Raw genomic sequence first — 13,841 nt, 5'->3', positions numbered from 1 at the left:
CATAAATTTAGGATGGGTTTTTTGTGTATTAGTACTCAGATTCGCCGTGAATTATTTACTTTTACAGGCGCAAAGCCACAATAGTCAAATTGACGCAGAAAATCTAAAAAATCGCATGAGCAACTTACTCGAAGTACATAAAGTCGTAAAAAAATATGGCGATTATGTAGCGCTTAACGAAGTTTCATTAAATGTGCCAAAAGGCAGTATATATGGACTTTTAGGTCCTAATGGAGCTGGAAAAACTTCCCTTATCCGAATTATCAATCAAATTACACTGCCTGATAGCGGTGAAGTGATTTTAGATGGTGAAAAATTACAGCCAAAACATGTACAGACTATTGGTTATCTTCCTGAAGAAAGAGGGTTGTATACTTCAATGAAAGTGGGAGAACAATGTTTGTATTTAGCACAGATGAAAGGACTTTCTAAAGCCGAGGCGAAACTGCAATTAGAATATTGGTTTGATCGTTTGGGAATCCAAGGTTGGTGGAACAAGAAAATTCAGGAACTTTCTAAAGGAATGGCACAGAAAATTCAGTTTGTGGTTTGCGTTTTGCACAAACCTAAATTATTGATTTTTGATGAACCTTTTTCGGGTTTTGATCCCGTAAATGCAAATGTCATTAAAGACGAAATTTTGGCATTGAAAGAACAAGGAGCAACCATTATATTTTCAACGCACCGAATGGAAAGCGTTGAAGAACTTTGCGATCATATTGCTTTAATTCATAAATCGAATAAATTAATCGAAGGAAAAGTAAGTGATGTAAAACGCCAATTTAAAACGAACAGTTTTGAAGTTGGAATTTTGACTGACAATGTTGAAGGCTTAATGTATGATATTACACAGAAATTTACTGTTGCACCGGCAAATTTTAAATCTTTGAATGATGATTTAAAATTAGACATCCAAATAGGAAATGCGACACCAAATGAATTGCTGCATCTTTTGACACAAAGAGGGCAAGTAACTCATTTTGTAGAAAAAATTCCGAGTGTAAACGATATTTTTATTCAAACAGTAACTGGATAGATCTTTAGATCGTTAGAATGGTTTAGATCTTTAGACTATGCCAACAATCTAACAATCTAAGAAGTCTAAAAATCTAACAATCTAAAATAAATGAGTATAATTTCATTAATTATAAAAAGAGAATTTATTGCCAAAGTTCGCAATAAATCTTTTGTTGTCATGACTTTTTTGAGTCCGCTTTTATTTGTGGCGATAGCTGTTTTTATCGGCTATTTGAGTTCAATGAAGGCTGAAACAAAACGTATTGCAATTCACGATGAAACCGGACTATTTGCCAATGATTTTGTAAAACAAAACAAGAAAAACGGAGAGTATAAATATCTGAATCTATCTGAAATCGATATAAAAGCCTTAAAAGACAGTATTACAAAAGAAAATTTCAGCGGTTTAATTGTGATCCCGAAAACAAATAGTTCAAAAGATTTAGAAAGTAAAATTGAATTTATTTCCAATAATAGTCCGAGTATTTCTTTTATAGAAAACACGCAGGACATCATCGGAACAAAAATTACAAAGTTAAATCTCGAAGAAGCAAAACTAGATACTTTAGCTATTCAAAAAGCGCAGTCAAATGTAAACATTCATTTGGTTAAAGCTTCGGGAGAAGAAAGCTTAAAAGGTTTAAATGAAATAAAAATTGGAATAGGCGGCGCATTTGGTTATTTGATTATGATGTTCATTATTATCTACGGAAATATGGTAATGAGAAGTGTAATTGAGGAAAAAACAAACCGAATTATCGAAATCATTATTTCATCTGTAAAACCATTTCAATTAATGATTGGTAAAATTGTCGGAACTTCATTGGCCGGAATTTTACAGTTTATGATTTGGGCAATTATTGGTTTAGGATTAATGTTTGCGGCTTCGGCATTTTTTGGCGTAAATGTTGGACCAACAGCGAGAATTTCTCCAGAATTAATGCAATCTGCTCAACATGAACTTTCAGGTTCAGCACAAATGTATATTGCCGAATTATGGAATCTGCCAATTGCCAGTATTATAATTGGTTTCGTAGTTTATTTTATTGGAGGCTATTTTCTATACAGTTCATTTTATGCCGCAATTGGAGCAGCGGTTGACAATCAAACAGATTCGCAGCAGTTTCTTTTGCCAATATTAATGCCTTTAATTTTAAGTGTATACATCGGATTTTTCACGGTTGTAAATGATCCGCACGGAACTGTTGCAGTTGCATTTTCAATGATTCCGCTTACGTCGCCAATAGTTATGTTAATGCGTATTCCGTTTGGCGTGCCGTGGTGGCAAATTGCAATTTCGGTATCATTATTGTTTGCTACCTTTTTCCTTGTGGTTTGGTTCGCTGCAAAAATTTACCGAGTAGGTATTTTAATGTACGGTAAAAAACCAACTTGGAAGGAATTGTATAGATGGCTTAAATATTAACCTTAGAGATTCTAAGTTTCTAAGATCCTGAGATGCTAAGATTTTAGCTTAAAAAAACTCAGAATCTCAGGGTCTTAGCATCTTAGTATCTTAAAAAAAATGAGTAAAATACTAATTATTGAAGACGAAGCAGCGATCAGACGCGTTTTGGTAAAGATTTTATCAGAAGAAAATGATTCGTATCAGGTAGATGAAGCAGAAGATGGTGTTGCCGGACTTGACAAAATAAAAAACAACGATTACGATTTGGTTTTGTGCGACATCAAAATGCCAAAAATGGATGGTGTTGAGGTTTTAGAAGAAGTAAAAAAGATAAAACCAGAAATTCCTATGGTCATGATTTCGGGTCATGGCGATATGGAAACGGCAATTCATACCATGCGCTTAGGGGCTTTTGATTACATCTCAAAACCGCCAGATTTAAATCGTTTATTAAATACGGTTCGTAATGCTTTAGACAAAAAACAATTAGTTGTTGAAAATAAAATTCTGAAGAAAAAGGTTAGCAAAAATTACGAGATGATAGGTGAGAGCGAATCTATAAATCATATTAAAGTGATGATTGATAAAGTAGCTCAAACCGAAGCCAGAGTTCTAATTACAGGGCCAAACGGAACTGGAAAAGAACTAGTAGCGCATCAATTACACGAAAAAAGTGAGCGCGCTAACTTTCCTTTAATCGAAGTGAACTGCGCGGCGATTCCGAGTGAATTGATCGAAAGTGAATTGTTTGGGCACGTAAAAGGTGCTTTTACATCGGCTGTGAAAGATCGCGCTGGAAAGTTTGAAGCAGCTGATAAAGGAACTATTTTCTTAGATGAGATTGGTGATATGAGTCTTTCGGCGCAAGCAAAAGTTTTACGTGCGCTTCAGGAAAGTATGATTACCAGAGTTGGTGCCGATAAAGATATTAAAGTTGATGTACGAGTAGTTGCCGCGACCAATAAAGACTTAAAAACAGAAATTGCCGAAGGTCGTTTCCGTGAAGATTTATACCATCGTTTGGCTGTAATTCTAATAAAAGTCCCACCTTTGAATGAAAGACGCGATGATATTCCGGCTTTGATCAGACATTTTGCAGAGAAAATTGCTTCGGAACAAGGAAATGTAATTAAGGTATTTTCGGCGCAAGCCATACAATTATTGCAAGAATACGATTGGACTGGAAATATTCGTGAACTTCGAAATGTTGTTGAAAGATTAATCATTTTAGGAGGAAACGAAATCTCAGAAAATGACGTAAAAATGTTCGCAAGCAAATAATGCTTCGCGCTTTAAGCTATAAGCTTTAGGCTTTAAGCTTTTGTAGAAACTAAATAATTTTGGCCTAAAGCTTATAGCCTAAAGCCTAAAGCTAAAAAAAAATGAAACTAAAAAAAATAAACGAGAAACTACAGGACGGACTAATTGAAAATGGTTTAACAGAAGCAAATGTTTTGCAGATGGAAACTTTTTCGACTATAAAAAGTGGTGCTGATTGTATAATTATTTCTCCTGAAAAAAGCGGAAAAAGTACAACAATTGTATTAAATGTGATTCAGCAATTAGCAGGAAAAACAGAAGAATCTCCGCGTGCTTTAATTATTGTTGAAGACAAAGAAAAGGTGTTGGCAATGGAAGAACTTTTTGAGAAGTATGGAAAATATACCAATCTAGAAGTTTATGGTGTTCATGACAAAGGTGATATGGACTATGATAAAAACTATATTTCAACAGGAATTGATGTTTTAATTGGAACACCAATTAAACTAAACGACATGTTCAGTACGGCTGGTTACAATGTAAATCGTCTTAAAATGTTTATTTTAGATGATGCTGATCCTATTTTGAAATTACGTCATGATACTAAAATTATGCGTATTTCGAACAGTATTGCAAAAACACAGCGAATTATTTTTGCTGAAACGCTGACAGAAAGAATTGAAATTTTGGCAGATAAAATGCTGGTCGAACCTTATTTATTTGATATGGATGAAGAAGGTGAGGAAGAACTTGATGAAGAGGAAGAGGACGTAGAGGAGGAATAAGTTGTCAGTCGCAGTCTCAGTTTACAGTGCTGGACTGAACACTGAAAATGGAGACTGGAAAAACTAATCTGGATGTATATAAATGATAAAAACACTTAAATTTTTGACGATTGCACTTCTGGTATTTTTCGCAATAATTTATGTAATTATAGTTTCTTACGTATATTTTAATCAGGTTGGAATGGTTTTTCAGAATACAGCGCTTCCAAAAGAATATAAATTTGAGTATGAAAGTCCATTTGAAGAACTGAATGTCAAATCTTTCGATGGCGTAAATTTAAATGGCTTGTTGTTTAAGGCTGAAAATTCGAAAGGTCTTGTGTTTTATCTTCATGGAAATGCCGGAACACTTGAAACTTGGGGTAAAATTGCGAAAACCTATACCAATTTAGGATATGATATTTTTATTTTAGATTATAGGAGTTTTGGGAAAAGCGAAGGCGAAATTGAAAACGAAGAACAGTTAAATAAAGATGTTGCAGCAGTTTATAAAAAATTAGCTGAAAGGTATCCCGAGAATAAAATTATTATTGCGGGTTATTCTATTGGTTCAGGATTGGCGGCTATTTTAGCTTCAGAAAATAAACCGAAAGCACTAATTCTTCAGTCTCCTTATTTTAGTTTCACGGAATTATCTCGAACTCGAGTTCGATTTTTTCCTGATTTTATGAAAAAGTTTCATTTAGAAACCTATCAATATCTTCCAAAACTCAAAGCGCCAATTTATATTTTTCATGGATTAGATGATCAATTGATTCCAGTTCAAAATTCGGTCAGACTAAGTAAAATTTTAGATTCTAAAGGTCATTTGTATCTTTTAAAAGGGCAAGGTCATATTGGAATGAATGAAAATGAAAGTTTTCAAGAACAATTAAAAGTAATATTACAATAAATAATAAAAAATATAATGTCATGGGATTAATGAAGGTGTTTTCAGGAAGCGAAGTTTTAGCAATTGCTTTGCAAGAAAGATTAGAAGAAGCTGGAGTAGAAACAGTAAAAAAAGATAATATTCAATCAGCTCGTTTAGGAGGTTTTGGCGGAACAGATTTAGCCGTTGAGGTTTTTATTCAAGAAACCGATTTTGCAAAAGCAAATCCGGTTATCGAAGATTTCAGAATGAGTATTTAGGAAAGTCTTCAGTCTCAGTTTTCAGTCTCAGTACAGAAAACCGATTGATGTAAAGTAAGTAAAAGTAATCAGTCTTAGTTAACAGTTGCAATACTGTCAACTGAGACTGCGACTGAAAACTAAAAAAAATATGCAATACAAAATGTTAGTGCTCGACATGGATGATACCTTGTTGACAGACGATCATAGAATTTCAGATTTAAATAAAAAAGTATTATTAGAAGCTCAGGCAAAAGGAGTTTATGTGGTTTTAGCTTCTGGCCGGCCAACTTCGGCAATGACAGCTTATGCAAAAGAGCTTGAACTGGATAAAAACGATTCGTACATGATTTCGTTTAACGGGGCAATTATCAGCCGCGTAAAAGATGATCTTGTTTTATTTGAACAGAAATTAACCGTTGAACAAATTCACGAATTGTATGATTACAGCGTGAAAATGAATACACATATCATCACCTATTTAGACGATGAAATTATTAGTGAAACCGATTCTGAATTCATAGAAATTGAAAAAGAGATCACCGGTATGCCCCATTTGATGGTTTCTAGTTTTAAGGATTATGTAGACCGGCCAGCTGTAAAATGTATTTTGTTGAAAGAACCTTCTGAATTAAAGGAATTAGAAAATGATTTGAAGGCTAAAATGCCACATTTAAGTGTTTCAATGTCAAAACCTTTTTTCCTTGAAGCGGCACAGCAAGGAATTGATAAAGCAGCAAGTTTGAAACTTCTGGCAGATAAATTAGGGATTCTTCAAGAAGAAATTATTGCTGTTGGAAATGCAGGAAATGATTTGACAATGATCGAATATGCAGGCCTTGGCGTTTGGGTTGATAATGTAACACCCGAATTGCGCGACAGAGCAGATTTGATCGTAGCCTCAAATAATGATGATGGAGTTGCTGAAGTTGTACAACGCTATATTTTAAATTAATTTTTGATGAAAAATCCAATCGAAACAGAACGTTTGTTATTAAGAGAAGTACAGATGTCTGACGTTGATGGAATGTTCGAATTGGATTCTAATCCAAATGTTCATATTTACCTCGGTAATAAACCCGTCACCACTATTAAACAAAGTGAAGAATACATCGAAAATCTTAAGCAACAATATAAAGATTTTGGAACTGGGCGCTGGGCAGTTATTCTAAAAAACACCAATGAATTTATTGGATGGTCAGGTATAAAATTCATTACTGATGAGGTTAATAACCATCAAAACTTTTATGAAATTGGTTATCGCTTTATTGAAAAACATTGGGGTAAAGGTTATGCTACAGAAGCCGGAAAAGCTTTTATAGACCATGCATTCAACGAAATGAAAGTTGAAGCCGTGTATGCCTACGCAGATGAAGGTAATCAAAATTCAAGAAAAATTCTCGAAAAATTAGGTTTACAGTTTGTAAACTCTTTTGAATATGAAGGAGAAATGGAAGTTTGGTACGAAATCAAAAATCCAAACTTATAATTATCTAAGAAATCCGTTCCAAATCTTTGTAAACTTTAAAAAGATTGCAAAGATTTGGAAAACGTAGTTTCTTAAATTATTTTTTAGCTACAGAAACGAAATATTTATTTCCGTCACCCATTGTTAGTTTTACGCGCTCGTCACAAAGATCGATTGCATAAGCAGCACTTTCATAGCAGCTACAAGTTGTGTTTTTGTCTTTAGACATTTCTGTTTTACAGTTGTTGTTTTTGAAAGTTGCTAATTGCGGTGTGTACAAACTAACTAAATCTGTAGAAGCTGTAACTAGCGAAATAATACTTGCAGAATTATTATTTGTAATTCTGTAAACAATTCTGTCCGTATAATTTACTTCATTTACTGTTACTTTACGAATGTAAGTATAAGCAGTTGATTCTGCACCTGGTTCTTTCACTTCAAATTTAAAACCTACACCACGAATGGCAACATCAAATTGCTGCTGAGAGTTTAAACTTGCCCAAGTCGTTAAAGTACTAATTGATGGAAATGGATTTGTTGCTGGAGCATTAGTTTGCGCTTGTGAGCTAAAAATGGTTAAGAACATCAAGCAGATTGTGGGTAAAAATGCTTTCATAAAGTGTGGTATTTGTATTTTGATTTTGCCTACTCTCTTTGGTTTTCGGCTTTCCCATTTCATTTTGTAACACAAAACAACAACATAACGATTGAAATTCAAAATTGTTATGTCTGATTTATTATTAAATTAATCAACACGTTCTATGATTTCTAAATTAACTTAAATTCTAATGAAGAATCAAGTCATAGTAAATGTAAGATTTTTTCAATTTAAATTGCAAAAAAATGTATTTAATCGATAAAATTTGCACTTAATCGATATTTTTGTCATTTAATTCTTATTGAATTGTATAATGTAAAGTTCGAAAAAAATATTGTTTATCAAAATATTTACAAACTTTATGTACATTTTATTTTTAATAAGGACAAATTGTTGAAACGAAGTCGATTATTGATTTTCTTTTACAAATATTGTTTGTAAATTTGCAGCCTTAAATTTTTTGACAACGATTTCATTAATTTAAGAAAATTATGGAAAATAGAAAGAAAGTTGCCTTTTATACGCTGGGTTGTAAACTGAATTTTTCAGAGACTTCTACAATCGCCAGAAATTTCAATGACGAAGGTTTTGACCGCGTCGATTTTGAAGAAGTTGCCGATATTTATGTAATAAATACTTGTTCTGTAACTGATAATGCTGATAAACAATTCAAACAGGTTGTAAAAAAAGCCATGAAGCTTAATGACAAAGCTTTTGTCGCAGCGGTTGGTTGTTATGCGCAGTTAAAACCAGAAGAATTAGCAGCTGTTGATGGTGTCGATTTGGTTTTAGGAGCGACAGAAAAATTTAAAATCACCGATTATATTCATGATTTAAGCAAAAACGATATGGGTGAAGTTCACTCGTGCGAAATTGCTGAAGCCGATTTTTATGTTGGAAGTTACTCTATTGGTGACAGAACCCGTGCTTTCTTAAAAGTTCAGGATGGATGCGATTATAAATGTACGTATTGCACAATTCCACTGGCAAGAGGAATTTCTAGAAGTGATGCTTTAGAAAATGTTCTTAAAAATGCCAAAGAAATTTCAGCTCAAAATATTCGTGAAATTGTTTTAACCGGTGTAAATATTGGTGATTACGGAAAAGGAGAATTTGGTAATAAAAAACACGAACATACTTTTCTGGATTTGGTTCAGGCTTTAGATAAAGTGGAAGGAATCGAACGTTTAAGAATTTCGTCGATTGAGCCGAATTTATTAAAAAATGAAACCATCGAATTCGTTTCTAAAAGTCGCACTTTTGTACCGCATTTTCATATTCCGCTACAATCAGGAAGCAATGATATTTTAAAATTAATGAAACGCCGTTATCTGCGTGAAGTTTATATTGACCGAGTAAATAAAATTCGTGAAGTAATGCCTCATGCCTGTATTGGTGTTGATGTTATTGTTGGTTTTCCTGGTGAAACAGATGAGCATTTTTTAGAAACCTATCATTTCTTGAATGATTTGGATATTTCTTATTTGCATGTTTTTACGTATTCAGAAAGGGATAATACAGAAGCGGTTGAGATGGATGGAGTTATTCAAGCAAATGTTCGTGCAAAACGAAGCAAAATGCTTCGTGGCTTATCAGTTAAAAAACGTCGTGCTTTTTATGAAAGCCAATTAGGAACTAAAAGAACGGTTCTTTTTGAAGGAGAAAATAAAGAAGGATACATTCACGGTTTTACTGAAAATTACGTAAAAGTAAAAACACCTTGGAATCCAGAATTGGTAAATACTTTACAAGAAATCAATTTAACTAAAATTGATGAAGACGGAAGTGTTCGTATGGAGTTTGTAAATAAATTAGCGGAAGCTTAATTTTTAAGGTATTCTGAAGTTACCATATAGTTTGTCATTCCTCGGAATGACAAAAAGCGTATAATTTTTAAAAATTATACGCTTTTTGTTTTTAGAAGAAATCTATTTCTTGTCTTCAGAAACTACTAATTTCAAAGAATTAATATAATCGGTATCAAATTCAATTACCCTGATTTTCTCCGGATTAAAGCTCAATTCTCCTCCAAACTGACCTTTGATGTCTAGAAAGTCAATCAAAAGTTCTTCATCTGTCAGTGAAAGCAATTTTCCTAAATAGGCAGATTTAGCCGATTTTTTAGCAATCTGAAAAATGCCGTATTTGTTGCTGATGTAGTTTAAAATCGATTCCAAATCTCTAATCGGGATAATATCTTCAGAATTGATTTTTAAGCCTTTTAACCGAATTACTTTTTCGGTAAAAGCCAAATCGTGATCTCGATTAACCGCCAGAATGTTTTTGTTTTTCAAAATCACAAAACCATCCAAAATAAAATCAACTGGATTATTTCGAAGTAAAATCCAGTCATCAGAATAGTCAATTAGAAATCCGGTAAAAATCTGTTTTTTATCTTCAAATTCTATTTCGACTAATTGTCTTAAATATTGTTCCATTTGATGTCTTTTTGCTATTTTAATTTTGCTAACGTTTCAAACTTTGAGAAAGTTTTAAAGATTAGGTTTTAAGGATTAGTAGACCAGATACTGCTGTTTTTAATAAACACTCTTCGGTTTAATTTTAACTGCGCAATAATTAAATCAGCCATATCTTCAGACTGCATTACTTTTTCAGGATTTCCGTCTGTCAGATTTAGGTCTTTGGCCATATCAGTTGCTACTGTGCTTGGCGTTAAAGCGGTAATTCGAATATTGTGTTTTCTCATTTCCTGCATCAAAGAATCGGTTAATCCTAAAACGGCAAATTTTGAGGCACTGTATGCACTAGTCAATGCGTTTCCGTTTAAACCGGCAGTCGAGGAAATATTTATGATGTCGCCAGTTTGTCTTTCAATCATATTTGGAATAACGGCGCGAGTCGTGTAATACGTTCCCATTAAATTTACCTGAATGATTTTTTCCCAATCGCTTGGTTCCAATTCTAAGAATTTCCCAAAAGAAGCTATTCCGGCATTATTAATTAAAATGTCAATGTTTTTAAATTCGGCTAAAGCTTTTTCAACAGCTGCGTTTATCGAATTCATATCCGAAACATCTGCCGCTAAAGCCAATGATTTTACGCCTAAGTTAGTAGTTTGATCTGCAAGCTGGTCAACATCGGCCTGAGTTCTTGCAATTAAAATTAGATTTACACCTTCTTTAGCCAGCGCAATTGCAATTGCTTTTCCAATTCCTTTTCCTGCTCCGGTAATTAAGGCGGTTTTATTTTTTAAGTCTGTCATGATTGTATTTTTTTGAAATGCAGAAAGCATCATTTGAGTTACACAAAAATACAGTTTTTGCTTCCTAAAATGATGCTTTAAATGCTTTCTTAATCTAAGTTTAACACCTTTTTTATTCCTTCAGAACCATATCAATGCACATTACGGCTCCTAAGATTAATTGTCTCAGCGAACTGTCAGCTGCTACGGTATCTTCAATTTGCAGAACATAATTATCAGCACTCGTAAAAAACTCTTTTCCTAAACCAGCCCATTTTTTACTCACTTGAGCTAATTGCTTGTTTTCGTGTGTGAATTTAAAATCCCAGCCGGTCCATTTTCCTTGCAACGTTGCAACTGGTTTTTCGTTTTTATCTAAAATTTCAAATCGGCCGCCAATTGAGAAAATCTTTTGTTTGAAAGTTCCAATCAGTCTGTCTTTTTCGTCCAGAACTTCGACAGTTGATCTGAATATGGCAATTCCTCTTTTTACGGTAATTAATTTTTCTCCAGATGCGGTTGTGATTTCAACATTAAATGGAGTAGCTCTTTTATAATCTGTAAAGCGAAGCATTTTGGTAAAAAATCCCAGATTATTTTCACGGCAATTCATGATAATTTGGTTGTTTTCTGGATTATAAATATCGTAATTGTTTGATGCTTTAAACATTCCGACGTGCTCTTTTACTAAAAATAGATTTTGGCTTAAAATTGGGTTCATATGCGTGTAAAATTGATTTTTAAATGAGCCCAAATGTAATATAATTTTGATTAATTATATTGCTTAGAAGTTTCAACCAAACGAATAAATTCAGCTTTATAACCTTCGCTGTCATTTGAATTTCCCTTCTTTGCCAGTTTTACAATTTCTTCTGAAGATTTGTCCTTGATCAATTTTGAATCTCTCAATTTCAATCCAAACCAAGCTACTGCAGCACTAAATTTCATATCATCGCTGGATTTTTCCAAAGCAACGGATTTGTTTGCAATTACCTGAACCATTTCGATACTTTTATCGCCGTCAGGTTTTTTGTAACGGAATTTTATTGTTGCCAATTCGTTGCTGTAATTGTTTGTACTGGCTTCAGTTTTAGTGTATTTTAAATCATCTGGCTGTTCGGCTAAATAATCGCTTTTTATTCCGGCTGGAATAATTTCATACAAAGCCGTAACGGTATGATTGCTTCCTAATTCACCCGCATCAATTGCGTCATTTTTAAAATCTTCTGGACGAAGTTTTCTGTTTTCATAACCAATCAAACGATATGCCTGAACTTGCTTCGGATTAAATTCAATCTGAATTTTTACATCTTTCGCGATAGCAAACATCGAACCTTTAAATTCTTTTCCTAAAAAACGATTCGCTTCTTGAATATTGTCGATGTAAGCATAATTCCCGTTTCCTTTATCGGCAAGGATTTCCATTTTGCTGTCTTTGTAATTTCCCATTCCGTAGCCTAAACAAGTCAGGAAAACGCCTGTTTTTCTTTTTTCTTCAATCAATTTTTCCATATCAGCGTTTGAAGCACTTCCTACATTAAAATCGCCGTCTGTTGCTAGAATTACACGGTTGTTTCCATCTTTAATAAAATTTTCTGCAGCAATTTTATAGGCCAGTTCAATTCCTGCACCACCTGCTGTACTGCCACCAGATTGTAATTTATCTAAGGCGTCAATAATTGTTTTTTTCTCGTCTCCAGAAGTTGGCGGTAAAGCCATTCCTGCTGCGCCAGCATAAACGACAATCGCAACTTTGTCTTTTGGACGTAATTCGTTTACCAATATTTTAAAAGATTGTTTTAATAAAGGCAGTTTGTTCATTTCGCTCATTGAGCCTGAAACATCAATTAAAAAAACAAGGTTTGAAGCTGGCAAATCATTTGTTGGAATATTTTTTCCTTGTAAACCAATTTTGAGGATTTTATTATTTGAATTCCAAGGAGAATCGCTCACTTCTGTATTAATAGAAAACGGATTTTCATCTTTTGGTTGCGGGTAGGTGTATTTGAAAAAATTCACCATTTCTTCAACACGCACTGCATCTTTAGGAACTTGTTGTCCGTTATTTAAAAAACGTCTGATATTTGTGTACGACGCATTGTCAACGTCAATAGAAAAAGTAGAAAGCGGTGCTGTTTTTGGACTTTCAAAAGCATTTTCTACAAATGAATCATAATCTTCCTGGGTAGGTTCAGCCGGAATTGGCGTAATGATATTTAATTTTTTGTCTAATTCTTTTTCTGAAAGGTTTTTGTAGATTTCATTTTTGGTAGAAATTACAATAACGCCATTTAAAGCTTTGTTTCCATAAATAGAAGTGGCAGCTGCATCTTTTAAAACCTTTAAATCTTTAATGTCATTTGGATTGATTTTAGCCATTTGATTGGCTTTTGCAGGAACTCCGTCAATGATGTAAAGAGGTTCGTTTTTTGGAGAAAGCGATGCATTTCCGCGAATCACGACTGTTGGACTTGAACTTGGAGCAGCAACATATCCCACATTATTTTGAACCTGAACTCCAGCGACTTTTCCTTGAAGCGCTTTGGAAATCTCTTTCTTCTCTTTTCTTCTTTCTGCACGGGCATAACTTCGATCTTCATATTCTGAATTGCTTGTGCCGTAACCAACTACAACTACTTCAGATAAGGTTTGGCTTGCGGAAAAAAGTTGAATATTAATTGTGTTTGAATTTTGAACCTTTTGCCTTTGAGTTTTGTATCCAATATATTGAAAAATAAGCATGTCTCCTGTTTTCGCCTGAATGCTGTATTGGCCGTCAAAATTAGTTACAGCAGCTGCTTTTGAGGTTTGATTGATAATATTAGCGCCTGGAATTGGCAGTTTTGTTTCATCTGAAACAATTCCAGTGATAGTTCTTTCTTGTGCCATGGTTACGAAACATATAAGCATAGCAATGGCTGATGAAATAAGTTTTAGACTTTTCATGATAATTAGTTTTAAAATTAATGTTCGGGTTTTGCTTTGTCAAAGCT

At 33.7% G+C, this 13,841-nt stretch carries 14 protein-coding genes; 9 read left to right on the top strand and 5 right to left on the bottom strand.

The genetic code is table 11. From position 1 onward, the window contains the following. Positions 1-115: 115 nt before the first annotated feature. The 8 genes from EV145_RS08610 (at position 116) to EV145_RS08575 (ending at position 7,069) form a co-directional block, all read left to right on the top strand. A complete protein-coding gene (locus EV145_RS08610) occupies positions 116-1,036 on the top strand; it encodes an ABC transporter ATP-binding protein (RefSeq protein ID WP_133524805.1) in 921 nt (306 codons plus the stop codon). A gap of 90 nt (positions 1,037-1,126) precedes the next feature. Then, complete coding sequence (locus EV145_RS08605) at positions 1,127-2,443, top strand: ABC transporter permease (protein ID WP_133524804.1); 1,317 nt, start codon at positions 1,127-1,129, stop codon at positions 2,441-2,443. 99 nt (positions 2,444-2,542) lie between these two features. After that, complete coding sequence (locus EV145_RS08600) at positions 2,543-3,706, top strand: sigma-54-dependent transcriptional regulator (protein WP_133524803.1); 1,164 nt, start codon at positions 2,543-2,545, stop codon at positions 3,704-3,706. A 101-nt stretch (positions 3,707-3,807) separates the two neighbouring features. Beyond that, complete coding sequence (locus EV145_RS08595; protein ID WP_133524802.1) at positions 3,808-4,470, top strand: DEAD/DEAH box helicase; 663 nt, start codon at positions 3,808-3,810, stop codon at positions 4,468-4,470. An 82-nt stretch (positions 4,471-4,552) separates the two neighbouring features. Then, on the top strand, positions 4,553-5,362 hold the full coding sequence (locus EV145_RS08590; protein WP_243739226.1) for an alpha/beta hydrolase: 810 nt from the start codon (positions 4,553-4,555) through the stop codon (positions 5,360-5,362). A gap of 20 nt (positions 5,363-5,382) precedes the next feature. Then, positions 5,383-5,601 (top strand): putative signal transducing protein, encoded by a 219-nt coding sequence (locus tag EV145_RS08585; RefSeq protein ID WP_026727963.1) that lies wholly within the window; start codon positions 5,383-5,385, stop codon positions 5,599-5,601. 130 nt (positions 5,602-5,731) lie between these two features. Beyond that, positions 5,732-6,535, top strand: a complete 804-nt coding sequence (locus EV145_RS08580) for a Cof-type HAD-IIB family hydrolase (RefSeq protein ID WP_133524801.1) — start codon at positions 5,732-5,734, stop codon at positions 6,533-6,535. 6 nt (positions 6,536-6,541) lie between these two features. Next, positions 6,542-7,069, top strand: a complete 528-nt coding sequence (locus EV145_RS08575; RefSeq protein WP_133524800.1) for a GNAT family N-acetyltransferase — start codon at positions 6,542-6,544, stop codon at positions 7,067-7,069. Between the two features lie 76 nt (positions 7,070-7,145). Here the strand turns inward: EV145_RS08575 and EV145_RS08570 are convergent, their stop codons facing one another. Continuing rightward, positions 7,146-7,664, bottom strand: a complete 519-nt coding sequence (locus EV145_RS08570; RefSeq protein ID WP_133524799.1) for a hypothetical protein — start codon at positions 7,662-7,664, stop codon at positions 7,146-7,148. Positions 7,665-8,137: 473 nt separating this feature from the next. Here EV145_RS08570 and mtaB point away from each other — a divergent pair, with 473 nt between their 5' ends. Continuing rightward, positions 8,138-9,472, top strand: a complete 1,335-nt coding sequence (mtaB, locus tag EV145_RS08565; RefSeq protein WP_133524798.1) for a tRNA (N(6)-L-threonylcarbamoyladenosine(37)-C(2))-methylthiotransferase MtaB — start codon at positions 8,138-8,140, stop codon at positions 9,470-9,472. Positions 9,473-9,574: 102 nt separating this feature from the next. Here mtaB and EV145_RS08560 read toward each other — a convergent pair whose 3' ends face one another. The 4 genes from EV145_RS08560 to EV145_RS08545 form a co-directional block, all read right to left on the bottom strand. Next, complete coding sequence (locus tag EV145_RS08560) at positions 9,575-10,084, bottom strand: hypothetical protein (protein WP_133524797.1); 510 nt, start codon at positions 10,082-10,084, stop codon at positions 9,575-9,577. 68 nt (positions 10,085-10,152) lie between these two features. Beyond that, positions 10,153-10,869: a 3-ketoacyl-ACP reductase gene (locus EV145_RS08555; protein ID WP_133524796.1), complete on the bottom strand. Its 717-nt coding sequence runs from the start codon at positions 10,867-10,869 to the stop codon at positions 10,153-10,155. A gap of 112 nt (positions 10,870-10,981) precedes the next feature. Continuing rightward, a complete protein-coding gene (locus tag EV145_RS08550) occupies positions 10,982-11,569 on the bottom strand; it encodes an LURP-one-related/scramblase family protein (protein ID WP_133524795.1) in 588 nt (195 codons plus the stop codon). A 50-nt stretch (positions 11,570-11,619) separates the two neighbouring features. Continuing rightward, positions 11,620-13,794: a vWA domain-containing protein gene (locus EV145_RS08545; protein WP_133524794.1), complete on the bottom strand. Its 2,175-nt coding sequence runs from the start codon at positions 13,792-13,794 to the stop codon at positions 11,620-11,622. Positions 13,795-13,841 lie beyond the last annotated feature (47 nt).

Source organism: Flavobacterium sp. 245 (assembly GCF_004362055.1).
Taxonomy (GTDB): Bacteria; Bacteroidota; Bacteroidia; order Flavobacteriales; family Flavobacteriaceae; genus Flavobacterium.
This window is presented reverse-complemented; position numbering and strand designations above follow the sequence as displayed.

Bases quoted from the DNA above. Each gene is read 5' to 3' on its own strand.
- EV145_RS08570 (WP_133524799.1), bottom strand. From the start codon at position 7,664: ATGAAAGCATTTTTACCCACAATCTGCTTGATGTTCTTAACCATTTTT.
- EV145_RS08575 (WP_133524800.1), top strand. From the start codon at position 6,542: ATGAAAAATCCAATCGAAACAGAACGTTTGTTATTAAGAGAAGTACAG.
- EV145_RS08545 (WP_133524794.1), bottom strand. From the start codon at position 13,794: ATGAAAAGTCTAAAACTTATTTCATCAGCCATTGCTATGCTTATATGT.
- EV145_RS08595 (WP_133524802.1), top strand. From the start codon at position 3,808: ATGAAACTAAAAAAAATAAACGAGAAACTACAGGACGGACTAATTGAA.
- EV145_RS08580 (WP_133524801.1), top strand. From the start codon at position 5,732: ATGCAATACAAAATGTTAGTGCTCGACATGGATGATACCTTGTTGACA.
- EV145_RS08550 (WP_133524795.1), bottom strand. From the start codon at position 11,569: ATGAACCCAATTTTAAGCCAAAATCTATTTTTAGTAAAAGAGCACGTC.
- EV145_RS08605 (WP_133524804.1), top strand. From the start codon at position 1,127: ATGAGTATAATTTCATTAATTATAAAAAGAGAATTTATTGCCAAAGTT.
- EV145_RS08610 (WP_133524805.1), top strand. From the start codon at position 116: ATGAGCAACTTACTCGAAGTACATAAAGTCGTAAAAAAATATGGCGAT.
- EV145_RS08590 (WP_243739226.1), top strand. From the start codon at position 4,553: ATGATAAAAACACTTAAATTTTTGACGATTGCACTTCTGGTATTTTTC.
- EV145_RS08560 (WP_133524797.1), bottom strand. From the start codon at position 10,084: ATGGAACAATATTTAAGACAATTAGTCGAAATAGAATTTGAAGATAAA.
- mtaB (WP_133524798.1), top strand. From the start codon at position 8,138: ATGGAAAATAGAAAGAAAGTTGCCTTTTATACGCTGGGTTGTAAACTG.
- EV145_RS08555 (WP_133524796.1), bottom strand. From the start codon at position 10,869: ATGACAGACTTAAAAAATAAAACCGCCTTAATTACCGGAGCAGGAAAA.
- EV145_RS08600 (WP_133524803.1), top strand. From the start codon at position 2,543: ATGAGTAAAATACTAATTATTGAAGACGAAGCAGCGATCAGACGCGTT.
- EV145_RS08585 (WP_026727963.1), top strand. From the start codon at position 5,383: ATGGGATTAATGAAGGTGTTTTCAGGAAGCGAAGTTTTAGCAATTGCT.